Source organism: Streptomyces sp. NPDC046203 (assembly GCF_040646255.1).
Taxonomy (GTDB): Bacteria; Actinomycetota; Actinomycetes; order Streptomycetales; family Streptomycetaceae; genus Streptomyces.
On the sequence record NZ_JBEYZX010000001.1, the window covers coordinates 420,734 to 446,019 of the forward strand.

General features: G+C 73.2%; 20 protein-coding genes, 2 pseudogenes and 1 riboswitch. Of the genes and pseudogenes, 16 read left to right on the forward strand and 6 right to left on the reverse strand.

What is annotated here, in order from left to right:
- Window positions 1-285 precede the first annotated feature (285 nt).
- Window positions 286-1,392: an aspartate-semialdehyde dehydrogenase gene (locus ABZ990_RS01675; RefSeq protein ID WP_361223554.1), complete on the forward strand. Its 1,107-nt coding sequence runs from the start codon at window positions 286-288 to the stop codon at window positions 1,390-1,392.
- 85 nt (window positions 1,393-1,477) lie between these two features.
- On the opposite strand, the gene ABZ990_RS01680 is transcribed toward ABZ990_RS01675, so the two are convergent.
- On the reverse strand, window positions 1,478-2,605 hold the full coding sequence (locus ABZ990_RS01680) for a LysR family transcriptional regulator (RefSeq protein ID WP_361223557.1): 1,128 nt from the start codon (window positions 2,603-2,605) through the stop codon (window positions 1,478-1,480).
- 42 nt (window positions 2,606-2,647) lie between these two features.
- Entirely contained in the window at window positions 2,648-2,836 is a 189-nt protein-coding gene (locus ABZ990_RS01685) for a hypothetical protein (protein WP_361223559.1), read from the reverse strand.
- 228 nt (window positions 2,837-3,064) lie between these two features.
- On the opposite strand from ABZ990_RS01685, the gene ABZ990_RS01690 reads away from it, so the two are divergent.
- Window positions 3,065-4,129, forward strand: coding sequence for a helix-turn-helix transcriptional regulator (locus ABZ990_RS01690; protein WP_361223562.1), 1,065 nt, complete (start codon window positions 3,065-3,067; stop codon window positions 4,127-4,129).
- Window positions 4,130-4,252: 123 nt separating this feature from the next.
- On the opposite strand, the gene ABZ990_RS01695 is transcribed toward ABZ990_RS01690, so the two are convergent.
- Window positions 4,253-4,456: an MbtH family NRPS accessory protein gene (locus ABZ990_RS01695; protein WP_361223565.1), complete on the reverse strand. Its 204-nt coding sequence runs from the start codon at window positions 4,454-4,456 to the stop codon at window positions 4,253-4,255.
- 651 nt (window positions 4,457-5,107) lie between these two features.
- Between ABZ990_RS01695 and ABZ990_RS01700 the strand changes: the two genes are divergently transcribed.
- Window positions 5,108-6,046, forward strand: a complete 939-nt coding sequence (locus ABZ990_RS01700) for an AraC family transcriptional regulator (protein ID WP_361223697.1) — start codon at window positions 5,108-5,110, stop codon at window positions 6,044-6,046.
- Window positions 6,047-6,424: 378 nt separating this feature from the next.
- A complete protein-coding gene (locus ABZ990_RS01705; RefSeq protein WP_361223567.1) occupies window positions 6,425-7,861 on the forward strand; it encodes a helix-turn-helix domain-containing protein in 1,437 nt (478 codons plus the stop codon).
- 117 nt (window positions 7,862-7,978) lie between these two features.
- On the opposite strand, the gene ABZ990_RS01710 is transcribed toward ABZ990_RS01705, so the two are convergent.
- From ABZ990_RS01710 to ABZ990_RS01720, 3 genes are read right to left on the reverse strand one after another with little or no spacing between them, the layout of a single operon-like run.
- Window positions 7,979-8,794 (reverse strand): ABC transporter ATP-binding protein, encoded by an 816-nt coding sequence (locus ABZ990_RS01710; RefSeq protein WP_361223570.1) that lies wholly within the window; start codon window positions 8,792-8,794, stop codon window positions 7,979-7,981.
- A gap of 5 nt (window positions 8,795-8,799) precedes the next feature.
- A complete protein-coding gene (locus tag ABZ990_RS01715) occupies window positions 8,800-9,816 on the reverse strand; it encodes an iron chelate uptake ABC transporter family permease subunit (RefSeq protein WP_361223699.1) in 1,017 nt (338 codons plus the stop codon).
- A 53-nt stretch (window positions 9,817-9,869) separates the two neighbouring features.
- Window positions 9,870-10,925: an ABC transporter substrate-binding protein gene (locus tag ABZ990_RS01720; protein WP_361223573.1), complete on the reverse strand. Its 1,056-nt coding sequence runs from the start codon at window positions 10,923-10,925 to the stop codon at window positions 9,870-9,872.
- 67 nt (window positions 10,926-10,992) lie between these two features.
- Window positions 10,993-11,165: riboswitch (cobalamin riboswitch) on the reverse strand.
- A 193-nt stretch (window positions 11,166-11,358) separates the two neighbouring features.
- Here ABZ990_RS01720 and ABZ990_RS01725 point away from each other — a divergent pair.
- The 12 genes and pseudogenes from ABZ990_RS01725 to hypF all read left to right on the forward strand — a co-directional run bounded on the left by ABZ990_RS01725 (window position 11,359) and on the right by hypF (window position 25,235).
- Window positions 11,359-11,943 carry a TerD family protein gene (locus tag ABZ990_RS01725; RefSeq protein ID WP_361223576.1) on the forward strand — a complete coding sequence of 195 codons (585 nt, stop codon included), beginning with the start codon at window positions 11,359-11,361 and terminating at the stop codon, window positions 11,941-11,943.
- Between the two features lie 324 nt (window positions 11,944-12,267).
- Window positions 12,268-14,020: pseudogene (locus ABZ990_RS01730) on the forward strand (enoyl-CoA hydratase-related protein).
- A gap of 56 nt (window positions 14,021-14,076) precedes the next feature.
- A complete protein-coding gene (locus ABZ990_RS01735; protein WP_361223579.1) occupies window positions 14,077-15,159 on the forward strand; it encodes a hydrogenase expression protein HypE in 1,083 nt (360 codons plus the stop codon).
- Window positions 15,160-15,274: 115 nt separating this feature from the next.
- Window positions 15,275-17,056, forward strand: a complete 1,782-nt coding sequence (locus ABZ990_RS01740; protein ID WP_361223582.1) for a nickel-dependent hydrogenase large subunit — start codon at window positions 15,275-15,277, stop codon at window positions 17,054-17,056.
- Window positions 17,053-17,679: a hypothetical protein gene (locus tag ABZ990_RS01745; protein ID WP_361223584.1), complete on the forward strand. Its 627-nt coding sequence runs from the start codon at window positions 17,053-17,055 to the stop codon at window positions 17,677-17,679. Before ABZ990_RS01740 ends, ABZ990_RS01745 begins: the two co-directional genes overlap by 4 nt.
- 44 nt (window positions 17,680-17,723) lie before the next feature.
- A pseudogene (locus ABZ990_RS01750) lies at window positions 17,724-18,347 on the forward strand (DUF5947 family protein); the annotation flags it as partial.
- A 167-nt stretch (window positions 18,348-18,514) separates the two neighbouring features.
- Window positions 18,515-19,153 (forward strand): DUF6084 family protein, encoded by a 639-nt coding sequence (locus ABZ990_RS01755; RefSeq protein ID WP_361223586.1) that lies wholly within the window; start codon window positions 18,515-18,517, stop codon window positions 19,151-19,153.
- Window positions 19,150-20,565, forward strand: coding sequence for a hypothetical protein (locus tag ABZ990_RS01760; RefSeq protein ID WP_361223589.1), 1,416 nt, complete (start codon window positions 19,150-19,152; stop codon window positions 20,563-20,565). The genes ABZ990_RS01755 and ABZ990_RS01760 overlap by 4 nt, the downstream gene beginning before the upstream one ends.
- An 83-nt stretch (window positions 20,566-20,648) precedes the next feature.
- The gene (locus tag ABZ990_RS01765) at window positions 20,649-21,206 is read left to right on the forward strand and encodes a hydrogenase maturation protease (protein ID WP_361223701.1); all 558 of its coding nucleotides are present in this window, start codon (window positions 20,649-20,651) and stop codon (window positions 21,204-21,206) included.
- A 365-nt stretch (window positions 21,207-21,571) separates the two neighbouring features.
- A complete protein-coding gene (locus tag ABZ990_RS01770; protein ID WP_361223592.1) occupies window positions 21,572-22,066 on the forward strand; it encodes a hydrogenase maturation nickel metallochaperone HypA in 495 nt (164 codons plus the stop codon).
- Window positions 22,054-22,749 carry a hydrogenase nickel incorporation protein HypB gene (gene hypB, locus ABZ990_RS01775; RefSeq protein WP_361223595.1) on the forward strand — a complete coding sequence of 232 codons (696 nt, stop codon included), beginning with the start codon at window positions 22,054-22,056 and terminating at the stop codon, window positions 22,747-22,749. Before ABZ990_RS01770 ends, hypB begins: the two co-directional genes overlap by 13 nt.
- Window positions 22,750-22,865: 116 nt before the next feature.
- Window positions 22,866-25,235: a carbamoyltransferase HypF gene (gene hypF / locus ABZ990_RS01780; RefSeq protein WP_361223704.1), complete on the forward strand. Its 2,370-nt coding sequence runs from the start codon at window positions 22,866-22,868 to the stop codon at window positions 25,233-25,235.
- Window positions 25,236-25,286 lie beyond the last annotated feature (51 nt).

Consider the following 25,286-nt stretch of genomic DNA (forward strand, 5'->3'; position numbering starts at 1 on the left):
CCGAGGACCGCAACTCAGCCTCGGTCAAGGAAACTTGCTGGTCAAATGTTCGCCGACGGCGATTCCGATGGGAGAGATCGAGGAAATCGATGTGCCGTGGAAGGGGGCGCCGTCGGCCGATCGGCACCGTCGATGGACACCATCGGAAAGACGGTGTCCCCGTTTCTTGAGGGGGCCGCCCGTCCGGCGCGATCATCGGACGATGCACTTCCGGCCCGACCTCATCGGACCCACCAGAGCCATCGAAGCCACCAGAGCCATCGGCGCCGTCGGATCGGCGACGCCATGACGACGGCCGACACCTCTCTCGCCCCGCGGATCGCCCTCGTCGGCGCGACCGGCGCGGTCGGCGGCACCCTCCTGGACATCCTGGAGGACCACGGGTCGCCCTACCGCGCACTCCATCTGATCGCCTCCGTGCGGTCGGCGGGCCGCGAGATCCGGGCCGGCGGGCTCGACCGTCCGGTACGGGACCTCGCCGGATTCGACTTCCGCCGGGCCGACGTGGCCTTCTTCTTCGCGGGCGCCGAGGTCAGCCGCCGCTGGGCGCCGCTCGCCGCGGCCGCCGGGACCCTGGTCGTCGACGGCAGCAGTGCCTTCCGGCTCACGGAGGACGTTCCGCTGGTCGTCCCGGGGATCAACGGCGCCCTGCTCGACCGCCGCCCGGCGGTAGGACTCGTCGCCCTTCCCGGAGCGGGCGCCACCGCCCTGGCCCGGGTGCTCGCGCCGATCGTCCGCCGCTGGACCGTCCGCAAGGTCGTGGTGAGCACCTATCAGCCCGCCTCCGAGGCCGGGCACGCGGGCGTCGAGGAGCTCCAGGAGGGCACCCGGATCCGGCTCCAGGACCCGGAGGCCCCACTGCCCGCCGAGGTGTTCTCGCCGCCGCTCGCCTTCGACGTGCAGAGCGGCACGTGGGCCGGTGCCGAGCCGGGCCGTGCGGCAGGCGGTACGTGGGCCGGCCCCCCGGAGGACGGCTTCACCGAGCAGGAGCGCGGACTCCTGGAGGAGACCCGCCGCGTCCTCGGCCTGCCGGGGCTCGACCTGACCGCCACCTGCGTCCGGGTGCCCGTGGCGCACGGTCAGTGCGCGGCGGTGTGGGTGGACTGCGCGCTCGCCGTGGACCGGGGCGCACTGATCGCCGCGCTGCGCTCGGCACCCGGCGTCACCGTGCACGACGGGGCCGGCCACGCCACGCTGACCCCCGCCATGCCGACCCCCGCCACGCTGGACGATCCCGACCGGGTGCACGTGAGCCGGATCCGCCTCTCGCCGGCCGGTCCGAACGGCCCGACGGGCTTCTGGCTGTGGCTGGTCGCCGACAACCTCAGGAGCGGCGCGGCGCTGGGCGCGTTCCAGGTCCTCGGCGAACTCGCGGCACGCGGCACGCTCTGATCCCGCCGAGTACCGGGACGCGGGTCCGGACCCGCGTCCCGGGCACGGACCCGGCCCCGCCGCCTGTCGGCGCCGGACGTCAGCCTCAGCCCACGAGCTGAAGTCCGGAGCGACCGGTCCGTACGCCGAACCCGTCCGGCGCGTCGGACACCTCGGACACCACCGGCGGTGCGGGCGCCCTGGTCGTGCCCTGTCCGTACGTCCGCTCCTGCCCGTATGCCCCGCCCTGCGCGTACGCCCCGTCCGGTCCGTCCTGCGCGGCGAAGCGCACGATCTGGTCGATGAACGCCCGCATCTCGCGAGTGACCTGCCGGCCGTGCCGCCAGGCGATCTGGGTGTGCAGCTCGAACGGGGGCCGCCAGTCGAGCACCACCAGGTTGCCCGTCGCGAGCGCGTCGGCCACGGCGACCCGGGGGAGCACACTCACCCCGAGCCCGGCGGCCACCCCGCGCTTCACGGACTCGACGGTGCCGAACTCCAGCAGCTCCGGCCCAGGCCCAGGCCCAGGCCCAGGCCCAGGCCCAGATTCCGATTCCGATTCCGATCCCGACCCTGATCCCGGTTCCGGTCCCGCAGCCGCGCCGACGGCCAGTTCCGCCTCCAGCAGCTCCCGGCAGCAGTCCCCCGCCTCGGGTACGAGAAGCGGTACGGCCGCCAGATCCCCCGAGGCCAGACCGGGCAGCCCGGCGAGCCGGTGCCCCGGCGCGGCGACCGCGACCAGCGGCTCGGACCACAGGGTCTCGGTGCTCAGCCCCGCGTGCTCGGTGCGCGCGTCCATGAAGAAGCCCATGTCCAGGGCGCCCTGCCGCAGCGCGTCGCGGGTGCGGTCGGCGGAGCCGGTCCGCGGCGAGATCCGCAGCCGCGGATATCGGTGGTGGAGGAACTCCAGGACGGGTGGCATCCGGTACGAGGTGAGGCTCTCGCTCGTGCCGATCGTGAGCAGTCCGGCGGGCTCGGCCCGGCCGGTCGTCTTGTCCCGGGCCTCGTCGACGAGGGACAGGATGCGTTCCGCGTACGGAAGCAGCCGCTCGCCCGCCGGGGTGAGCCGGATCCTGCCCCGCAGGCGTTCGAAGAGTTCCACGCCGAGGGCCACTTCCAGGCTCTTGACCTGGGCGGTCACGCTCGACTGTGCGTAGTTCAGGTCGGCCGCCGCCTTGGTGAAGCTGAGCAGCGTCGCGACGCGATGGAACGTGGTGAGCTGTCTGAGATCCAACGGGCCTCCCCCTCGGCACTGGTGGACACGAGCGTCAGCGTGTCACTGCCATCCCATGTCCTCGTGGACGCCGTCGCCGCCCGCCGGGGTGATCGCGGGCCGCTGCGCGGTGGCGGCCGGGGACTGCGTGCCGGTTCGGGGCGCGGCCGAGGCGGCGACGGCGGAGCCGAGGAAGACGGCGGTGACCAGGGCGGTCGCGGTGGCGGCCGTGACGATGCGGGTGCGGAGCATGAAGGGACGTCCTTCCGGTACGGGTTCGGATGAGCGGCGGAAGCACCGGTGCCTTGGTGGGGTGTCCGCCGCGCATTAGCATCACCGGACGGGCGCCGAGGGGGAAGGAAGATCAGCTGGACCCTTTGGGCCTTGGCCGAAAACGGCCATGAGCGGGGAGCACGGACCGCTCGGCGCGGAGCCCGCGGGCCCGTGCCGGAGCGGTGCACGACGAGGAACGGGGGCCTCATGCTGGAAGCGCTGGGACTCGACACAGGCACGGAGGCCGTCTACCGGGCCATGCTCGCGGAACCCGGGGACGGGGCCGCGGACATCGCCCGGCGGCTCGGAACCACGGAGGAGGCCGTGTACCTGGCCTGGGAGCGGCTCGCCGAACTCTCCCTGGTCCAGAGCCCCGCCGCGGACGCCGGCCCGAACGGCCCGAACGGCCCAAACGACCCGAGTGGTCCGAACGGTCTGGGTCGCCCGGTGGGCCGGCCCGAGCCGGTGAGCCCGGCACTCGGCCTCGACCATCTGGTCACCCGGGCCCAGACGGAACTGGAGGAACACCGCAGACGGGTCGCCGCCGCCCGGGTCACCGCCGCGCGGCTCGCCTCCGAGTACGCCGAACTGTCCGCCCGTACGACCCCGGTCACCGTGGAGCACCTGCCCGACGTGGCGCAGACCCGGGCCAAGCTCGCGGTACTGACCGACCGTGTACGCGAGGAGGTGATGGTCTTCGCGCCCGGCGGGGCGCAGACCGAGGCCAACCGGCAGGCCGCCCGGCCGCTCAACGAGCGCCTTCTCGGCCGGGGCGTGGCCATGCGGACCGTCTACCTCGACAGTGTCCGCAACGATCCGGCGACCGTCGCGCACGCCCGCGAACTCACCGGGCTCGGCGGCCAGGTCCGCACGGTCGCCACCCTGCCGATGCGGATGACCCTGGTGGACCGCGAGGCCGCGGTGATCCCGGTGGACGGCGACGACTCCAGCGCGGGGGCCGTCGTCCTGACCGGCCGGGGCCCGCTGACCGCCCTGTGCAGCCTCTTCGAGATGGTCTGGGAGACCGCCCGGCCGCTGGGGGATCCCGCGCGCCGGGCCGACGACGGCGACCGGCTGGACCGTCAGGAGGCTGCGGCGCTGCGGCTCCTCGCGGAGGGGCACACGGACGAGGGCATCGCCAAGCGCATGGGGCTGTCCCACCGGACCGCCCGGCGCATCGCGACCCTCCTCATGGAACGCCTCGGCGCCCGCAGCCGCTTCGAGGCGGGCGTGCGGGCGGTCCAGCGCGGCTGGCTGCCGAGCGATCTGTAACGTCGAGTGATCCACGACGCTGATCGATCGGAGACGTCGAGCGATCAGCGTCACAGAGCGGTCCGTGGCGCCGTGTGATCCGTGAGGCCGTGTGATCCGTGAGGCCGAAGGGACCCGCCGTCGTCAGGCGGCGGCGCCCCGCCGCACGCTCAGCGGCCGCTGGTCCGTCCAGACCTCCTCGATGTGCGCGAGGCACTCGGCCCGGGTGCCGGTGAATCCGTCCCCCCGCCACCCGGCGGGCAGCGCGCGTCCCTCCGCCCACAGGGAGTACTGCTCCTCGTCGTTCACCACGACCATGAACCGCTCGTCGACATCCGCGTCCTGCACGGCGCATTCCTCCACGACTGACTGACTGGGACAACTCCCTCAGCCTCGGGGCGGGCCGCCGCCCCGGCAAGATCCGCGCCATGGAACCTGCTGAACACCCGCATCGGCTGCGCCGATGGAGGCGCGCGGCCGGGCTCCCGACTTCCGGGGGGATCGGCGACCGGGGTGCGCGGAAACAGGTGGCGAAGTCCGCGATACGAGGCCGGTGTTTCCGTAATAGGTCACGGAAGTGGTGCGAAGCGGACGGGTTTCGGAGCCTGTTGTCCGAAGTATTCTCGCGTGCGCCGCGCGGAATGGCCGCCTGCCCCGTGAATCCTACGGGGAATGCGGAAGTGATGACGGCACCGCGGATTGTCGACGGACAAGCGTCTCGCCCGAGGGTGTTCCGGGAGACGCCGTGCGCGTGGCCGGTCCGGGCGTGAGACCTGGGCGGGTCCACTTCCACCGTGCTTCGGGCCGTGCGGATGGCTCCGTGTGACGGCATGTCAAGGGTAGCGAATCCTTTCCCGTCCAAGGCCCTTGAGGGGAATTCTGTGCACGCTCGGACAAGAATTGCCGGACCCGTCGATACGGCAGAATGGTCGAAGGTGATCTTTCCGGGAGTCTGTTGTGCTGCTGCTCGACCTCAATACCGTGCCGCCCCGAGAGCGGGTGGAGGCATTTCGCCACGCGCTGACGGATTCCTTGGTGCCCAACGACATTTCCCACGAGGAGCCGGAGGGCGGCATCCACGCGCGGATGGAAATGTGGCGTGTCGGCGGGCTGGACCTCTTCGCCACCCGTAACTCGGGATTCCAGGTACGGCGTACGGCCCGCCATGTGCGCCACCACCGGGACCACCCGATCGTCTCGGTCTCGCTACAGCCCGAGGGCGTCCACCGGGCCGAAGTCGCGGACCGGCGGGAATTCCTGGGGGCCGACGACATCTGCGTCTTCCACGAGCTGTCGCCCCGGGTGTACGGCTGGTCCGGCGACGCGGCGTCCCAAGCCATCATGTTCGACACCCACCGCCTCGGTGTGCCGGTGGACACCGTGGTGCGGGCCTCCCTGCGCCTGCGGGCCAGTCCGCTCTACGGGCTGGTGCTGGAACATCTGCGGGGAGTCTGGCGCGACCCGGGCCGGCTGGAGAACGATCCCGGTTCCGAGGCCCTGGCCTCGGCCACGACGGAGCTCGTGCGCGCGTTGCTCCTCTCCGCCGCGCACACCGAGCGGACGGCCGAGGTCAGGTCGACGATGGACGAGACCCTGCTCACCCGGATCACGGCCTACGCCCGGGCCCACCTCGCGGACCGCGACCTGACGCCGGAGCGGATCGCGGCGGTGCACGCCGTCTCGGTCCGCCGGCTCTACACGCTGCTCAGCGAGGCGGGGATCAGCCTGGAACAGTGGCTCATCACGGAACGGCTCACGAAGGCCCGGCGGATGCTGACCTCGGCCCGGCACGCCCGCCTGACCATCGCCGCGGTCTCCGCCCGGTGCGGATTCAGCACACCGAGCCACTTCAGCCGCCGTTTCCAGGCCGCCTACGGCATGTCCCCGGGCGAGTGGCGACGGCAGGGCCCCCTCGCCCTCGCGGAACCGCACGAGTGATCCGCCGCGACGGCCTTCGGGGCCGGTCCTGGATCCACGCGCGGGGGCGTAGACCTCCGATCTCGCGACCGTCCGCGAAGGACTCCCGGGTCCCTGGATCTGCTGAAGCCACGCCCCTGCCGGCGTGGGCACCCTGGACCGGCCGGACGATCGCGCGGCGAGCGCGACAGCCGCGCGAACGCCAGGGCGAGCATCCGGCGTTTTCTGCGGGCACGGACAAGAGTTCCGCAGGGAGGGGCAACACGGCGGTGTCACGGTGTCTCAAGGACGTACGGGACCGGAACGACGCGGTACGGGAACGAGGCGCGGACATCGCGCGCCGCACCCCGGCTTACCGGTCCCGGCGTCGCGGAGAGACGACCACGAATGAGGACTGCCATGGCCGAGACGTTGCGGCGAGCCCCCGTCGGCAGTGCCGTACTCCAGGAACTGATCGACGAGCTCGCGGAGTCGCTCGGCCGGTCCGTGGCCCTGGCCGACCCCCGGATCAGACGTATCTGTTCGAGCCGGCACTTCGGCGACGCCGACCCGGCACGCGTGTACAGCCTGTTGCAGGGACGGGCCAGCCACGAGGTCGCCCGGTACGTCCTCGACCAGGGCGTCGCCCAGTGGTCCCGGCCGGGTTTCGTCGCGGGACGGGACGATCTCGGGCTGCTCACCCGCTACTGCGTGCCGCTGCGCGAACGCGGCCATTTCCTCGGCCTGCTGACGATCGTCGTACCGGACGCACGGCTGGATCCGGAGGCGATCGACGCCGTCGCCCGTGCGACCCCGGCCATCGCCGGCCGGGTGTACGCCGAGCAGGTCCCGGCCCACGCGGAGAAGAGAGGGGAGCAGGAACTGCTCCTGGCGCTGCTGGGGCCGGACCCGGCGGCGCGCGCCGAGGCCCGCCGTCGGCTGGTGGACGACATACGGCTCCCGGACGCGCCCCACGCGGTGGTCGGCGTGGTGCAGCTGGCCGGCGCCCAGGTGTCCCCGGGCCAGGTGACGGACGTTCTGCGCGGGGTGGTGGAGGACGGCCGCCGCACCCGGTCGGCGCACGGCGTCTTCGCGGTCCTGCCGGACCGGGCCGTCCTGCTCCAGCTGGCCGACCGGCCGCTGACGCCCGAGCAGCTCCAGGCGCAGTCCCGGCGCATCCTGGAAGGTCTCGGCACATGCCCCGACGCGTCGGCCGCACCCGTCGTCGGCACCGGCGGTCACCAGACGGGTCTCGCCGGCGCGTGGACCTCCCATGAGCAGGCGCTCGTCGCGGTGCGCGCCGCCCGCCGGATGCCCTCGCTCAAGGGCGTCGGGTCCTGGGAGGGACTCGGCGAGCTCGCCGTGCTCCTGCACCTGCCGGACCGGGCCCTGAACGAGTCGTTGCTCCCCGGACCGCTGCGCGCGCTGCTGGAGTCCGGTTGCGGGCCGAGGCTGGAGGAGACCCTGCGGTGCTTCCTCGATCAAGCCGGATCGGTACCCAGGACCGCCGAGGCGCTGCGGATCCACCGCACCTCGCTGTACTACCGGCTGCGGCAGATCCAGGAGATCACCGGGCTCGACCTGGACAACGGGGCGGACCGCATCACCCTGCACCTGGGGTTGCGCACCCGGGAACTCCTCATGTCCCTCGGTGCCTCCGGCGACGACGACGACGGCGGCGGCCGGCGGCCCGGGCGGGCCGCCGCACCGGGCAACGCTCCCGCAGCACGGCCCGGAACCGGAACCGGAACCGGAACCGGAACCGGAACCGGGCCCGCCGCCCGGACCCCCGGTGCCGGTCCGCGCGGCGGGCGGAACGCGCGTGTCCACCGGCAACGCACCTCCGCCACGGTCTGACCGGGCGGTCCGCCAGGGCCGGCGACCGACGCGCGGCCCGTGACCGATGCCCGCCCGTCGCCGGCCGGGCGCGCGCCCCGTACGCCACACGCCCCGCACATCCCACGCCCCGTTACGTCATACGCCCCGGTCGGCCGTCGTACCGAGAAAACGGACATGGGGCCGGCCACCGGGTCCGGGACGGGTGACCTCGGCCCGGACCCCGTACACCGAGGCGATGAGCTCCTCGGTGAGGACCTCCGCCGCCGGGCCGGCCGCCACCACCCGCCCCGTCCGCAGCACCACGAGGTGATCGCAGTACATCGCCGCCAGGTTCAGATCGTGCAGCGCGACGACGGTGGTCAGGTCCGGGCCCGGCTCCGAGACCAGTTCCAGCAGGTCCAGTTGGTGGCGTACGTCCAGATGGTTGGTGGGCTCGTCGAGCAGCAGCTCGCGCGGTTCCTGGGCGAGCGCGCGGGCGATCTGGACCCGCTGCCGCTCGCCGCCGGAGAGGGTGCGCCAGGTCCGGTCCGCCCGGTCGGCGAGTCCGGTGCGGGCCAGCGCAGAGCGCACCGCCGCCTCGTCGGCCGCCGAGAGCGGCGCCCACGTCCGGCGGTGCGGGATCCGGCCGAGCCGTACCACCTCGGCCACCGTCAGATCGACCTGGGTGTCGGCGTGCTGCTCGACCGTGGCCAGGCGTCTGGCGACGGCGCGCCGGGACAGACCGCCCAGGGGATCGCCGTCGAGCGTGACGACCCCCGTGTCCGGGGCGAGGATCCCGGCGAGCAGCCGCAGCAGGGTGGACTTGCCCGAGCCGTTCGGGCCGAGCAGGCCGGTGACCGTGCCCGGACGTGCCGCGATGCTCACCCCGTCGACGACGAGGACGCCGCCCGCCGCGCGCGCGACCCGGTCGGCCCGCAGCCCGCCCCGCCCGGCCGCCGCCTGTCCGCTCACCCCGCTCACCGCCCGCCTCGCGCGTGCGTACGGGACAGCACGAGTACGAAGACCGGCACCCCGATCAGCGAGGTCACCACGCCGACCGGTACCTCCTGCGGGTCGAGGACGGTACGGGCCACGGTGTCGGCCCAGACCAGGAAGACGGCCCCGGCCACCGCCGTCAGCGGCAGCAGCCGGGCGTGTCCGGGACCGGTCAGCGCCCGGACCGCGTGCGGCAGGACCAGACCCACGAAGCCGATCGCCCCCGCCGAGGAGACCAGCACGGCGGTGAGCAGTGCGGTCACCGACAGCAGGATCATCCGGGTCCGGGCCACCTGGACCCCGAGCGACGTGGCGGCGTCCTCGCCGAACGCGAGGGCGTCCAGCGTCCGTACGGATCCGCCGCACACCAGCAGGGCCGCCACCAGCGCCGCGCAGCCGACACTCGCATCGGTCCAGTCGGCGCCGGCGAGCGAGCCGAGCAGCCAGAACAGCACTCCGCGGGTGGTCTCCGCGTCGGCGGCGGTCATCACCACGAACGAGGTGAGCGCGGAGAACAGCTGCATCACGGCGACCCCGGCGAGCACGACCCGGTCCGTCCCGTCGCCGAGGATCCGGCCGAGTGACACGACCAGCGCGAACGAGCAGACCGCGCCGAGGAACGCGCCCCCGGTGACGGACAGCGCGCCCCCGCCGAGGCCGAGCACCACGACCGCGACCGCCCCGGTCGACGCGCCCGAGGAGACGCCCAGGACGAACGGATCGGCGAGCGGATTGCGCAGCAGCGACTGCAGCACCGCGCCGCACACCGCGAGTCCGGCGCCGCACACGGCCGCGAGCAGGGTCCGGGGCAGCCGCAGGTTCCAGATGATGCCGTCCCGGATCGGGGTGAGCCCCGAGGAGCCGCCCGACAGGTGGGCGGTGACCACGGAGCGCACCTCGGCCACCCGGATGTCGGCGGGGCCGATGGTGAGGGCGACGGCGACCGACGCGCACAGCAGCGCGATCCCCGCCGCCCCGGCGGCGGCCGGCGGCAGCAGCCGGGATCGCGACCGCGACCGGGACCACGGCCTGGACCGAGGCCGGGACCGGGTCACTTCGCGAATCCGTACGTCCGCAGTGCGGCGGCCACCTTCTCGATGCTCTCGACGGTGCGCAGGGTGGGGTTCAGCGCCTGGCCGCCGAGGATCACGTACCGCTTCTTCCGTACCGCCGTCATGTTCCGGGCGACGGGGTGGGATTCCAGGAACTCGATCTTCTTCGCGGCGCTCTCGGCGGACTGCGCCTTGCGGGTCAGATCGGCGATCACCAGGACGTCGGGGTCCCGCTCGGCCACCGTCTCCCAGTTGATCTGGGGCCATTCCTCATGGGTGTCGTCGAAGACGTTGCGCACCCCGAGGGTCCGGCTGACGATCCCGGGCGCGCCGCAGCAGCCGGCCATGTACGGCCCCTGCGAGTCGGAGTACCAGTACAGGACGGAGGCGCCGCCGAAGTCCGCGCCCGCCGTGGCCTTCGTGACCCGGTCCCGCAGCTCGCCGACGAGTGTCCCGGCGCGCTCCGGCACCCCGAACACCCGGCCCAGGTCGCGTATCTCGCCGTACACGTCGTCCATCGTCAGCGGCCGGGTCCGCACCCCGTCGCCGTCACCGCTGTTGTCCTTGCCGACGCAGTCGGAGGGGGAGAGGTACGAGGGCACGCCGAGGGCGCCGAACCGCTCGCGGGGCGCCACGCCGCCCTTGCCCAGGGTGTAGAGGAACGAGGCGCTGACGAAGTCGGGTTCGGTGTCCAGCACCTTCTCGAAGGAGGGGTAGCGCTCGGCGAGCCGGGGGACCTTGGCGTTCTCCTTCTCCAGGCCCTTGAGTACCGGGTCCGTCCAGGTGGCCGTGCCCACCATGCGGTCGGCGAGCCCGAGCGCCAGCAGGATCTCGGCCGAGCCCTGGTCGAGGGCGACGGCCCGGCTCGGCGGACGGTCGATCGTGATCCGCTGTCCGCAGTTGTCGAGCACCACCGGATAGCCGGAGGCGGCCCCCGCCGCCGGGGACGCGGAAGCCGGAGCGGCGGCCGGCGGCTTGTCGCCGCCGCAGCCGGTGAGGAGTACGGCACCGGCCAGAAGCGGCACGGCGAAACGGGCGGAGTGTGCGAGGGGCACGGGAGAACCTTCTGTGTCCACGGCTCATGCGCGAAGCCTGTCGTACGGTGCTCCCCGGACCGCCTGTCAGGGCGCCGGGGCCGCCAGCAGGTCTTCGGACTCGGGTTCGTCCGGACGGAACGCCTTCCCAGGCCCGTCGGGCCCAGTGGCCGTGCTCCGCCCGTCACCCCTACCGCTGCGCGTCAGTTCCGGACTCCCACCGGATTCCCTGACCCGTGTACCTACGGTTGTTCGTACGTACAAAGGTGCGACTGGCCTCGGCAAATTACCACAGGCGTGACAATCGACAGGGGACCGCACCGATGGTCCCCGGCCGTCGCCCGGCGCTGTCACCGGTGCCGATCGCGTATCAAAAAGGGCCCCTCCGTGGGGAACGGACGCGCGGTCAGGCACACTCTGCGGGGACTGGCCCTTCGACTGAGGATGACCGCGCATGATCACGCTGACCAAGGAAGACGGCCCCGCGGACCTGGACGGGGTGACCCATCTGTCCATCGGTGTCTCCTGGGACCCCACCGCCGGCAGCTCCGGCGGCGTGCTGGGCCGGCTGCGCCGCAAGACCGGCACCGACCTCGACCTGATCGCCATCGCCATGCAGGGCGGCGACCCGGTCCGGCTCGCCGGGCTCGACTCGCTCGACCCGATGGGCAACGGCTCGCTGCTCCACAGCGGCGACAACCAGACCGGCCACGGCGACGGCGACGACGAGACGGTGACCGTCGAGTTCGCCAAGGTCCCGGCCCCGATCACCTCGATCGTGTTCGTCGCCGCCGCGTACAAGAAGGGCAGCTCCTTCCAGAAGGCCCGCAACATCAGCTTCAAGGTCTACGACGCGACCGGCGGCAGCTCCCAGCAGGTCGCCGACATCTGGCCCAGCCTGCTGACCCAGGACAACGCCTGCGCCGTGGCCAAGGCGACCCGGATAGGCGGCGTCTGGAAGCTCGAAGTGATCAACGAGACGGGCAAGCTCAAGCAGGGCGACGAGCACGCCCTGATGCGCTTCGCGGTCAGCAAGTAGCCGGCCTGGGAGGCGGTGTACGGGCGGAGACGAAGCGCCCGTACACCGCCTTCGCGCACCTGGATCGCCCGGCGCCCCGCGCGTCCTTGACGCAGCGCCCTCCGCGCGGCCCCGCGTCCACCGCGTCCGCCGCTCCCACCGTGTCCGCCGTGTCCGGCGGAGTGGCGAGCGGGCCGCCAAGTGGTCGGAATCGCCTCCCGATCGGGTGAGCCGGGGGATGCGTCGCCGTCCGCGCCGCCCGGGATGTCCGACGATCGCCAAGGGGTGTCCGGCACCCGCCTGCCGTCCGGAGCGGGGCCTCCCCGACGATCCGGAAGGGCGGCCATGCGCGTTCTGCTCATCGCCAGCGGCTACAACTCCCTCACCCAGCGGGCCAGGGCCGAGCTGGGGGACCGCGGACACGCCGTCTCCGTCGAGATCACCCCCGACGGGGCCGCGGTACGGGACGCCGTCGGACGGCACGCGCCCGATCTGGTCCTCGCCCCCATGCTGAAGACCGTCGTGCCCTGCGACGTGTGGTCCGGCCGCCCCTGTCTGATCGTCCATCCGGGGCCGGTGGGCGACCGCGGACCGTCCTCCCTGGAGCGGGCGATCCTCGAGGGCGCCACCGAGTGGGGCGTGACCGTCCTCCAGGCCGCCGAGGAGATGGACGCCGGCGACGTCTGGGCGACGGCCTCCTTCCGCGTCACCGAGGTGGGCAAGAGCGACCTGTACCGCAACGAGCTGTCCGACGCGGCCATGACCGCCGTCCACCTCGCCGTCGAACGGTTCGCCGCCGGAGCCCGCCCGCGCCCGCAGACCGGGCCGGTGCGCACCCGCCCCTTCCTCCGCCAGGAGCAGCGCCGCATCTCCTGGGAGGAGGACACCGAGACGGTCCTGCGCACCCTGCGCGCCGCCGACTCGCAGCCCGGTGTGCCGGACGAACTGCTCGGAGCCGACTGGTTCCTGCACGGCGGCCACCCGGAGGACGGCCTGCGCGGCCGGCCCGGTGAACTGCTGGCGGCCCGCGGCGGCGCGGTCTGCCGCGCCACGGCGGACGGCGCCGTATGGCTCCCCGAACTGCGCGCCCGCACCGGCCCCGGCGCGACGCGGGCCTGCAAACTGCCCGCCACCCTGGCCCTCGCCCTCGCGGGCCGGCTGCCGGAACTCCCCGAGCCGCCCGTATCCCGCCGGACGCCGACCCCGACCTCGACGCCGACCCCGAGCCCGGCGCCGACACCAGCGCGGGCGCCGGGCCGGACCTGGTCCGACATCCGCTACCGCGAACAGGGCGCCGTCGGGGTGCTGTCCTTCTCCTTCCCCGGCGGCGCGATGAGCACCGACCACTGCCGCCGCCTGCTGCGGGCGTACCGGACCGCCTGCCGCCGCCCCATCTCCGTCCTCGTCCTCGGCGGACAGCGCGACTTCTTCTCCAACGGCATCCACCTCCAGGTGATCGAGGCGGCCGCCGACCCGGCCGCCGAGTCCTGGGCGAACATCAACGCCATGAACGATCTGGTCGAGGCCGTTCTCACGACGACCGACCGGCTCGTCGTCAGCGCGATCGGCGGCAACGCCGCGGCCGGCGGGGTGATGCTGGCGCTGGCCGCCGACGAGGTGTGGTGCAGGTCGGGCTCCGTGCTCAACCCCCACTACCGGCGCATGGGCCTTTACGGGTCCGAGTACTGGACCCACACCCTGCCCCGCAAGGTGGGCCCGGCCATGGCGGAGCGCCTCATCCGCGGCGCCCGTCCCGTCTCGGCGTCCGCCGCCCGGATCGCGGGACTCGTCGACCGGGTCGTCGACTGCGCGCCGGGGGAGTTCTCCGCCGAGATCACCCGCTTGGCCGCCCGGCTGGCCACGCACCCGAGCGTCGCGCGCCGCGTGGCGGCGAAGAAGGCGGGAGCACGAGGCCCGGGAGGCGTCCACCCCCCTCGCGGCCTGCCGGGAGCGGGAGCTCCGCCGTATGCGGGCGATCTTCGACGACCCCGCCGCGCCGTACCACGTGCTGCGCCGCGCGTTCGTCCGCAAGGAGGGTCCGGCCGCCGGATCGCCCGACGCCCGGGATGCGGACACGGCCGGTCCGGCCGACCGTTGACTCGTACGCGGGGACATGAGGACGGTCCCCGTTCCCCCCTCCGCAGGAGGCGACGCATGAGCACGAGCACGAAGACCCCGGCCGGTCACCAGGGCGCCGCCGCCGGCGGTGACGAGAAGCCGATCCACATCCTCTGGATCAACGCGGGGCTGAGCTGTGACGGCGACTCGGTGGCCCTGACCGCCGCCATGCAGCCGAGCATCGAGGAGATCGCCCTGGGCGGGCTGCCCGGACTGCCGAAGATCGCGGTCCACTGGCCGCTGATCGACTTCGAGTGCGGCCCGGTCGGGGGAGCCGACACGTTCATCGACTGGTTCTTCAAGGGGGAGCGGGGCGAGATCGACCCGTTCGTGCTGGTGATCGAGGGCTCGATCCCGAACGAGAAGATCAAACCGGAGGGCTACTGGTGCGGCTTCGGCACCGACCCGGAGACCGGCCAGCCCATCACCACCAGCGAGTGGATCGACCGGCTGGCCCCCAAGGCGCTCGCGGTCGTCGCGATCGGCACCTGTGCCACGTACGGCGGCATCCACGCCATGGCCGGCAACCCGACCGGCGCGATGGGCGTGCCGGACTACCTCGGATGGGACTGGAAGTCCCACGCGGGCATCCCCATCGTGTGCGTGCCCGGCTGCCCCATCCAGCCGGACAACTTCGCCGAGACCCTGACGTATCTGCTCTACCAGGCCGCGGGCTCGGCGCCGATGATCCCGCTGGACGACCGGCTCCGCCCGACCTGGCTGTTCGGCGCGACGGTGCACGAGGGCTGCGACCGCGCGGGCTACTACGAGCAGGGCCAGTTCGCCGACACGTACGACTCGCCCAAGTGTCTGGTCCGGATGGGCTGTTGGGGACCGGTCGTGAAGTGCAACGTCCCCAAGCGCGGCTGGATGAACGGCATCGGCGGCTGCCCGAACGTCGGCGGCATCTGCATCGCCTGCACCATGCCGGGATTCCCGGACAAGTTCATGCCGTTCATGGACGAACCGCCCGGAGGCAAGCTCTCCAGCACCGCCAGCCGTGTGTACGGCTCCGTGATCCGCAAGCTGCGGGACATCACCGGCGAGACCGTGGACCGCGAGCCGAAGTGGCGGCACCCGGGCGACCGGATCACCACCGGATACCAGCCGCCGTGGTGACCGGGGCCGACCGCCCCGACACCCTCGTACCCCGAAACCCCCGAAACCCCGAACTCCCGCACATCCACTCACCGTTCGCGAAAGCGCACCACCGACGAAGGGCACCGAACACACCATGGCACCGGCGAAGACGACAGGGGACGGCAGCGGCCTGGTGGAGATGGCCTGGGACCCCATTACCCGGATCGTGGGCAGTCTCGGCATCCACACCAAGATCGATTTCAAGCAGAAGCGCGTGGCCGAGTGCTACAGCACGTCGTCCGTCTTCCGGGGCTACAGCGTCTTCATGCGCGGCAAGGACCCGCGCGACGCGCACTTCATCACCAGCCGCATCTGCGGCATCTGCGGCGACAACCACGCCACCTGCTCCGTGTACGCGCAGAACATGGCGTACGGAGTGAAGCCCCCGCACCTGGGCGAGTGGATCATCAACCTCGGCGAGTCCGCGGAGTACATGTTCGACCACAACATCTTCCAGGAGAACCTGGTCGGGGTCGACTACTGCGAGAAGATGGTCCGCGAGACCAACCCCGGGGTCCTGGAACTCGCCGAACGCACCGAGGCGCCGCACGCCGCCGAACACGGCTACCGCACGATCGCCGACATCATGCGCTCCCTCAACCCCCTGGAGGGCGAGTTCTACCGGGAGGCGCTCCAGGTCAGCCGCTACACCCGGGAGATGTTCTGTCTGATGGAGGGGCGCCATGTGCACCCCTCCACGCTCTACCCCGGCGGCGTCGGCACCATCGCCTCGGTCCAGCTCTTCACCGACTACCTCACCCGGCTCATGCGGTACGTGGAGTTCATGAAGCGGGTCGTCCCGCTCCACGACGACCTCTTCGACTTCTTCTACGAGGCGCTGCCCGGCTACGAGGAGGTCGGCCGCCGCCGGGTGCTGCTCGGCTGCTGGGGAGCGCTCAACGACCCCGAGCACTGCGACTTCACGTACGCCAACATGACCGACTGGGGCCGGCGGATGTTCGTCACCCCGGGCGTCGTCGTCGACGGCAAGCTCGTGACCAACGACCTCACACAGATCAACCTCGGCATCCGCATCCTGCTGGGCAGCTCGTACTACGACGACTGGGAGGGCCAGGAGCAGTTCGTCACCCACGACCCGCTGGGCAACCCCGTCGACCCCCGGCACCCGTGGAACCAGCACACCATCCCCGCCCCGCAGAAGCGGAACTTCGACGACAAGTACAGCTGGGTGATGTCCCCCCGGTGGTTCGACGGCAAGGACCACCTCGCGCTCGACACCGGCGGCGGCCCCATCGCCCGGCTCTGGTCGACCGCCCTGTCCGGGCTCGTCGACATCGGTTACGTCAAGGCCACCGGACACAGCGTCGTCATCAACCTCCCCCGGACGCTGACCAAGCCGGAGACCAGCTTCGAGTGGAAGATCCCGAAGTGGAGCAACGCCCTGGAGCGCAACCGCGCCCGCACCTACTTCCAGGCGTACGCGGCGGCCGTCGCCCTGCACTGCGCGGAGAAGGGCCTGGCGGAGGTCCGCGCCGGACGCACCCAGACCTGGGAGAAGTTCGAGGTGCCCGACGAGTCCATCGGCGTCGGCTTCACCGAGGCCGTCCGGGGCGTCCTCTCCCACCACATGGTGATCCGGGACGGCAAGATCGCCAACTACCACCCCTATCCGCCCACGCCGTGGAACGCCTCCACCCGGGACACCTTCGGCACCCCCGGTCCCTACGAGGACGCGGTGCAGAACACCCCGATCTTCGAGGAGAACACCCCGGAGAACTTCAAGGGCATCGACATCATGCGGGCCGTGCGCAGCTTCGACCCGTGCCTGCCGTGCGGGGTGCACATGTATACCGGGACCGGCCGCACCGTGAAGGCGATGCACGTGCCCACCGGCCTGAGCGGGCTGGGCGGATGAGCGCCGCCCGGACCGCCGAAGCGGCGGGGCGGCGGGTCGAGGAGGTCCTCGACCGGCTGGCCGGGACGGCGGACCGCGACACGGTCGCGGCGGCCGAGGACGTCGTACGGGTCCTGATGGAGTTCTACGGCAGCGGGCTCGCCCGGATCGTCGAACTCCTCGGACGCCCCGGTTCCGGCTCAGGACCCGGCCCTCGCCCGGCTTCCGGCCCCGGCTCCGCCACCCGCTCCGGCCCCGGTTCCGGCTCGGGCGCCGAGCCGCTGGGCGCGCTGCTCGCGGACGAACTCGTCGCGAGCCTGCTCAACCTGCACGGACTGCACCCGGAGGACCTGCCCACCCGGATCGACCGGGCCCTCGCCGCCCTGCCGCAACCCGCCCGCAACGCCGGGTTCGACGCGGCGAGCGGGGTACTGCGGCTGGCCGTCGAGGCGTCCTCCGGCTGCGGCTGCTCCAGTACCCAGGACACCACCCGGCAGGCGGCGCTGGACACGCTCGCCTGCTTCGCTCCCGAGGTGACGGGCGTCGAGCTGGAACCGGCCGTACGAGCACCGGCACTGCTCCAGATCGGCACCCGTCCGCCGCGCGCCGCCGCCCTCGGCTCCGCACCCGGCGACGCCTCGTGACCGGGCCTCGGACCGAGCCGCGGACCGGAACCCGAACCACCGGAATCCCGACGGACCCGGGGGACCGCACCGCGCCCACCGGACTGCGCCGCTTCGTCACCCCGCGCCCGCCCCGCGAGGAGGAGTGCGGACTGTGCGGGGTACGCCTCGCCGACGGCCCGCACCGTCATCTGGCCGACACCGACCGGCGCAGCCTGGTCTGCGCCTGCGGCCCGTGCGCCCAGCTCATGGACCGCCCGGACACCACGTCGGGGGGCCGCTTCCGGGCCGTCCCCGACCGCTGCCTCACCGACCCGGACCACCGGGTCGACGACACGGTGTGGGAGGCCCTGCGGATCCCGGTCTCGGTGGCCTTCCTCTTCCACAACTCCGCCCTCGGCAGGCCGGTGGTGCTCTACCCGAGCCCCGCCGGCGCCACCGAGAGCGAACCGGAGGAGCACACCTGGCAGTCCGTCGTGGACGCCACCCCGCTCGCCGGCGACCTCCGGCCCGACGTGGAGGCGCTGCTGCTGCGCCGTCACGAGGGACGCACCGAGTGCTTCCTGGTGCCGATCGACCTCTGCTACGAACTGGTGGGACGCATGCGGCTGCACTGGCGCGGCTTCGACGGCGGAGCCGAGGCCCGGTCCGACCTCGACGCCCTCTTCGCCGGTGTGCGCGAACGGGCCCGGGTACGCGAAGCGGTCGACGTACGCGAAGTGGTCGACCTACGTGGACAGTCCGGCGCACGCGAACAGAGCCACGTACACGACCAGACCCGCGCGAGCGACCAGACCCGCGCGAGCGACCAGACCCGCGCGAGCGAACAGGCCCGCGCGACACCGGGGAGCCGGCCGTGACCGAGTTCTCCTTCGCCTGCGCCGGCGTCCGCGCCGACCCCTACGCGGCCGGACCGACCCTCGTCTTCCGGCTGCGCGTCACCGCGACCCCCGGCACCCGGGTGCACGCCCTCGCGCTGCGCTGCCAGATCCGTCTCGAACCCGCCCGGCGCGGATACGACGACGAGGAGGCCGCGGCCCTCGGCGACCTGTTCGGCGACCGCTCCCGGTGGGACAGCAGCCTCCACCCGGTGCAGTTCGCCCAAGTCTCCACGATGGTCCCCGGCTTCACCGGCGAGATCGAGACCGACCTCGCCGTGCCCTGCACCTACGACACCGACATCGCGGCGACCCGCTACTTCCGGGCGCTGTCCGGCGGCGAGGTCCCCCTGCTCCTGCTGTTCTCCGGAACCGCCTTCACCGGCGCCGGGGGCTTCCACGTCGAACCCGTGCCCTGGGACAAGGAGGTCGCCCACCGGATGCCCGTCGGCATCTGGCGCGAGGCGATCGACCGGCACTTCCCGGGCTGCGACTGGATCCGGCTCCCGCGCGACGCGATGGACGCCCTGCTCGCCTACCGGTCCCGCCGGGCCCTGCCGTCCTGGCAGGCCACCGTCGAAGCCCTGCTCGACGGGGCGGGGGAGAGGACCCGATGACCACCGCCGTCTTCCCGCCCGGCACCGAGGAACGGCTCGCCGTCGCCCGGCAGGCCGCCGACGCCGTCCTCTTCGAGGGATACGTGCTCTACCCGTACCGGGCCTCCGCCGCGAAGAACCGGTTCCGCTGGCAGTTCGGGGTCCTCGTACCGCCGTCCTGGAACGACGCCGGGGACCACTCCCTCCAGCACACCGAATGCCTGATGGAACCGAAGACCGGAGCGGGGCTCGCCGTCGAGGTCCGCTTCCTGCACGTACGGCGGCGCACCGTGGAGGAACTGCGCGACGACGGCACCTACGCGCCCGTCCCCGAACTGCGCCTGGCCGACCGGACCCTCACGACCTGGGACGAGGGCACCGAGGAACGGATCACCCTCACCGTCCCCGTCGCCGCGCTCGACGGCGAGGGCACCACCGTGCCCTTCGCCCGCCCCGCCGCGGAGGAGACCGAGGAGATCGCCGACACCGACAGGCGTGTCCGGGGCCGGCTGGTACGCCGCCACGAGGAGATCAGCGGGGTCCTGCGGATCTCGGCGGCCGGACTCGACGGCCCCTACCGGGTGAGCCGGCTGTCCGTCACGGTCGAGAACACCAGCCCCTGGCGGGCCCGGCCGGACGACGACCGGCCCGCCGCCCTCGCGCGCTCTCTGGTCGCCGCGCACACCCTGCTCCGCCTCGACGCCGGGTCCTTCCTGTCCATGACCGACCCGCCCGAGTGGGCCAGGGGTGCCGTGGCCGCCTGCGCCAACCGGCACACCTGGCCCGTCCTGGCCGGTGAACCCGGCCGCGCCGACCTCCTGCTGTCCTCGCCGATCATCCTCGACGACCATCCGGCGATCGCCCCCGAGAGCCCTGGGGCCTTCTACGACGCGACCGAGATCGACGAGATGCTCGCCCTGCGCACCACGACCCTCACCGAGGAGGAGAAACGCGAGGCGCGCGGGACCGACGCCCGCGCCGCCGCCGTGATCGACCTGGCCGACACCCTGCCGCAGGAGCTGCTCGAACGCCTGCACGGCGCGGTACGCGGTCTGCGGGAGGTCACGGGAGGTCAGCAGCCCCCGGGAGGCCAGGAGCCCCCGGTCGACGCCCTGCTCGCACCGGGCACCCCGTGGTGGGACCCGGCGGGTGATCCGACCGTCGACCCGGACCGGGACCACGTCCTCGTCGAGGGCCGCGCCGTCCGCGCGGGCAGCAGGGTGCTCCTGTGTCCGCGACTGCGCCGCAGCGATGCCCAGGACCTGTTCCTGGACGGCCGCAGCGCCCTGGTCGAGGCCGTGCTGCACGACGTCGACGGCGGCACGCACATCGCCGTGACCGTGGAGGACGACCCCGGTGCCGACATCCGGCGCGAACAGGGCCGCTTCCTGTACTTCCAGCCCGACGAGGTCCGGCCGCTGGAGGACGCGTGAACGACGGAATCGTGAGCGGCGGAATCGTGAGCGACGGGCCCGTGGACGGCGGGCTCGTGGACGAGGGCCTTGAGGACGAGAGCGTGAACGAGGGAGCGGGCGACGGCCCTGTGCCGCGTACCGCCCCGCGCGTCCTCGTAGCGGGCGTCGGCAACATCTTCCTCGGCGACGACGGCTTCGGGGTCGAGACCGTGCGCCACCTCGCCCGGCAGGGCCTCGCCCCCCATGTCGAAGTGGCCGACGTGGGAATCCGCGGCGTCCATCTCGCCTACCGGCTCCTCGACGGCTGGGACACCCTCGTCCTCGTCGACGCCACCGCCCGGGGCGGCGAACCGGGAACCCTCTATCTGATCGACGCCACGCAGCCGGGCGAACGGCCCGCCGCCGCGAGCACCGGCCCGTACACCGGCGTCCCCGCCGTGCCGCTGGACGGCCACCGGATGGCGCCCGACGCCGTCCTCGCCCTCCTCGACACCCTCTGCGCGGGGACGGGCGCCACACCGCCCCGCCGGATCCTCGTCGTCGGCTGCGAACCCGGCTGCCTCGACGAGGGCGCGGAACTCAGCCCGCGAGTCGCCGCCGCCGTACCCGAAGCGGTCCGCATGGTGACCGAACTGGTCACCCGGGAGGCCGCCGTATGAGACCGACACGAAAGAGCCCGTCATGAAGAAGACCGTCGTCACCGTCACCCTCCTGCTCGCCGTGCTGGCCGTCGTGAAGGGGATCCTTCCGGACGTCCAGCGCTATGTGCGCATCAGACAAATGTGACCGGGGTGCGGGGTGCGGGGTGCGGGGTGCCGGCTGCCGGACCGGGGCGGGGACCCGGGGCCGGTCGATCCCGTACGGCGGATCCCGTACGGCGGATCCCGTACGGGCCGTGCGCCGTCCCGCTTGCACCGAACGGGCGGCACCCCCGTGCTCTCCCGGCGAGCCGGGCGGCACCCCGCCCCCTCCCGGCCTCTAATGGCGGCCCACAGGCACCCAGCTTCGGAAAGGACGGAGCGCGATGCACGAGATGTCCGTCGCGCTGGCCGTCGTCGACCAGGTCGAGACGGCCGCGCGGGCCCGCGCGGCCCACGGCGTGGAGAGCATCCGCCTGGAGGTCGGCGAGCTGGCCGGCATCGTCGCCGACGCGCTCCACTTCTGCTTCGAACTCGCCTGCGCCGGAACCCTCGTCGAGGGCGCCGAGCTGATCACGCACCAGGTCCCGGGCACCGCGCGCTGCTCACCGTGCGCCCGGGACTGGGAGACCGGCATGCCGCCGAGGCTGCTGTGCCCCGGCTGCGGGGCCGCCGCCGTCGAACTCGTCTCCGGTCGCGAACTGCGGATCCGCGAGGTCCGCTGGACCGATCCGACTCACGCCGTGGCTCCGGCCCCGGCCCCGGCCCCGGTTCCAGCCCCGGAGCCGGTCCCCGCCGGGGATCCGGCCCTGGTCCCGCCCCCGGCCACCGCACCCCCCAGCGAACCCCTCACCGAGGAGAGCCGATCATGTGCCGAGTAGTCGACCTCCAGCGGGCAGTCCTCGCGAGGAACGAAGCCGCGGCGGGTGTCCTGCGCGCCGAACTGACCGCCCGGGGAACGACGGTGGTCAATCTGCTCTCCAGCCCCGGCAGCGGGAAGACGGCCCTGCTGGAACGGGTGCTGCGGCTCTCCGCCGAACGCGGGATCGCCACCGCCGCGCTCACCGCGGACCTGGCCACCGAGAACGACGCCGAACGGCTCGCCAGGGCGGGTGTCCCCGTCAAGCAGGTGCACACCGACGGGCTGTGCCATCTGGAGGCCGACATGGTGGCCCGGCATCTGCACGACTGGCTTCCCGAGGACACCCGGCTGCTGTTCGTGGAGAACGTCGGCAACCTCGTCTGTCCGGCCGGCTACGACCTCGGCGAGTCCCTCCGGGTCGTCCTCGCCTCGGTGACCGAGGGCGAGGACAAGCCGCTGAAGTACCCCACCGCCTTCGGTCTCGCCCAGTTGGTGGCCGTCACCAAGACCGACCTGGCCGTGGCCGCCGAGTTCGACGAGACGGCCTTCCGCCGCAATGTCGAGCGGGTCAACCCCGGCGTCGAGATCCTCCTCACCTCCGCGCGCGACGGCTCCGGCGCCGGCACCCTGCTCGACCGGGCCCTCGCGGCGGCCGGGGGCGCCGCCCTCCACGTTCCCGTGATGGCCCAGGCCGGCGCGTGACGGCGGGACGACCGGGCACCGCGACCCCGGCTCCCGCCCCCGTCTCCACCTCGAACCCGGACACGGACCCGGACCCGCTCTCACCCCCGACGACCACCCGGCGCGATCGCGTCGTCGTGCGCGGAGTCGTCCAGGGGGTGGGCTTCCGCCCCTTCGTCCACGCCCTCGCGACCACGCTCCGGCTGTCCGGGCATGTCACCAACACCCCCGACGGCGTCGTGGCGGAGGTCGAGGGAGCCCCCGCCGACGTGACGGCCTTCTCCGCCCGCGTCGCCGCCGAGGCACCGCGCTTGGCCCGGGTGGAATCCGTCGAGGCGACCGGTGTTCCCGCGCGCGGCGGCGGCGGATTCGCCATCGTCCCCTCGCGGCGGGGCGGCGACGTCCGGACCCTCGTCCCGCCGGACACCGCCACCTGCGACGACTGTCTCGCGGAACTGGCCGACCCGGCCGACCGGAGGCATCTGCACCCCTTCGTCACCTGCACCCACTGCGGGCCCCGGTTCACCATCGTCACCGGCCTGCCCTACGACCGCGCCCACACGACCATGGCCGGCTTCCCGCTGTGCGCCGACTGCGCGCGGGAGTACGAGGACCCGGCGGACCGGCGGTTTCACGCGCAACCCGTGGCCTGCCCGAGGTGCGGCCCCCGGCTGCGACTGGTCATGGGTACGGACCCGCGGGCCGGCGCGCCGACCGCGCCGGAGGCCGGCCCGGTGACCGATCCGGAGACCGGCCGGGAGTCCGATCCGGTGACCGCCGCGCGGCGGCTGCTGGCGGCCGGCGCCATCCTCGCGGTCAAGGGCATCGGCGGATACCACCTGGCCTGCGACGCCACGAACGCGACGGCGGTGGCCGAACTGCGCCGGCGCAAGGCACGCGGGGACAAACCGTTCGCGATGATGGCGGCGGACCTCGCGGCCATCGAACCCCTGGCCGGCCTCGGCCCCGCCGAACGCGCCCTCCTCACCGGACCGGTCCGGCCCGTGGTCCTGCTGCGCCGCCGCGTGACCCCGGCCGGCCCGGGCGTCGGACCGGCGCCCGAAGTGGCCCCAGGCAGCCCGGACTTCGGCTTCATGCTGCCGTACACCCCGGTGCACCACCTGCTGTTCGGCCTCGGCGCCGCCGACCGGCGAGGGCCCCGGCTCCTCGTCATGACCAGCGGCAACCTCTCCGGCGAACCCATCGTCACCGACGATGCGGACGCGCTGACCCGCCTCGTCGGCCTGGCGGACGCCTGGCTGCTGCACGACCGCCCCATCCAGGTGCCCTGTGACGACTCCGTCGTACGGGTCTGCGACGGCGAACCGCTCGTCCTGCGCCGCTCCCGCGGCTACGCCCCGCTGCCGGTCACCCTCCCGGTCGAGGTGGCCCCCGCGCTCGCCGTCGGCGGGGACCTGAAGAACACCTTCTGCCTCGGGCAGGGCCACAAGGCATGGCTGTCCGCGCACATCGGGGACATGGACTCCCTGGCCACGCAGGCGGCCCTCGCCCCGGCCGTACGGCAGTTGGAGGACGTCACCGGGGTCAGGCCGCGCCTGCTCGCGGCGGACCGTCACCCCGGATACCGCTCCACCCGCTGGGCCGCCCGGCACGCGGCGGGCCGCCCGGTCGTCCACGTCCAGCACCACCACGCGCACATCGCCGCCGCCATGGCCGAGAACGGCCTCGACGGCCGCGCCCCCGTCCTCGGAGTCGCCTTCGACGGCACCGGCTACGGCCTCGACGGCGCCGTGTGGGGAGGCGAGTTCCTCCTCGCGGACTACGCGGGCTTCTCGCGCTTCGCGCACCTGGACTACGTCCCGCTTCCCGGCGGGGACGCGGCCGTCCGGCGGCCGTACCGCATGGCCCTCGCGCACCTGCACGCCGCCGGGCTCCCGGCCGATCCGGCACTGCCCTGCGTGGCCGCCTGCCCACCCGATGAACTGCGTGTCCTCACAAAGCAGTTGGAGAGCGGTCTGAACTGTGTGCCGACCTCCAGCATGGGCCGGCTCTTCGACGCCGTCGCCTCCCTCGCGGGGATCCGCCACCTCGCCGGGTACGAGGCGCAGGCGGCCGTCGAGCTGGAGGCCGCCGCGCTCCGCGCGCCGGAAACGGAGCCTGACGAGCGGTACGCCTTCCGGCCGACCGTGTCACCGTCCGGCGGGCCGCTGCGCGCCGAACCCGGGCCCCTGATCGCCGCGATCGCCGACGACGTACGCGACGGCATCCCGAAGCCCGTCGTCGCGGCCCGCTTCCACCACGCCGTGGCGCGCCTGGTGCACCGGATCTGTAGGTCGGCGCGCGGCGAACTGGGCGTCGGGACCGTCGCGTTGACCGGGGGAGTGTTCGCCAACACGGTGCTCTCCTCGGCGTGCGCCCGCGTCCTCGGCGAGGACGGCTTCACCGTTCTCCGCCATCGCCTGGTCCCGCCGAACGACGGAGGGCTGGCGCTCGGCCAACTGGCCGTGGCCGCGCGGGTCGGTGTGGGCGCGGCCCCCGGCACGTGACCAAGGCGGCGAGGACGACCACGGCCCGGCATGGCATGACGGCAACGACAG

Bases quoted from the DNA above. Each gene is read 5' to 3' on its own strand.
- ABZ990_RS01675 (WP_361223554.1), top strand. From the start codon at position 286: ATGACGACGGCCGACACCTCTCTCGCCCCGCGGATCGCCCTCGTCGGC.
- ABZ990_RS01685 (WP_361223559.1), bottom strand. From the start codon at position 2,836: ATGCTCCGCACCCGCATCGTCACGGCCGCCACCGCGACCGCCCTGGTC.
- ABZ990_RS01690 (WP_361223562.1), top strand. From the start codon at position 3,065: ATGCTGGAAGCGCTGGGACTCGACACAGGCACGGAGGCCGTCTACCGG.
- ABZ990_RS01705 (WP_361223567.1), top strand. From the start codon at position 6,425: ATGGCCGAGACGTTGCGGCGAGCCCCCGTCGGCAGTGCCGTACTCCAG.
- ABZ990_RS01725 (WP_361223576.1), top strand. From the start codon at position 11,359: ATGATCACGCTGACCAAGGAAGACGGCCCCGCGGACCTGGACGGGGTG.
- ABZ990_RS01735 (WP_361223579.1), top strand. From the start codon at position 14,077: ATGAGCACGAGCACGAAGACCCCGGCCGGTCACCAGGGCGCCGCCGCC.
- ABZ990_RS01740 (WP_361223582.1), top strand. From the start codon at position 15,275: ATGGCACCGGCGAAGACGACAGGGGACGGCAGCGGCCTGGTGGAGATG.
- ABZ990_RS01745 (WP_361223584.1), top strand. From the start codon at position 17,053: ATGAGCGCCGCCCGGACCGCCGAAGCGGCGGGGCGGCGGGTCGAGGAG.
- ABZ990_RS01760 (WP_361223589.1), top strand. From the start codon at position 19,150: ATGACCACCGCCGTCTTCCCGCCCGGCACCGAGGAACGGCTCGCCGTC.
- ABZ990_RS01770 (WP_361223592.1), top strand. From the start codon at position 21,572: ATGCACGAGATGTCCGTCGCGCTGGCCGTCGTCGACCAGGTCGAGACG.
- hypB (WP_361223595.1), top strand. From the start codon at position 22,054: ATGTGCCGAGTAGTCGACCTCCAGCGGGCAGTCCTCGCGAGGAACGAA.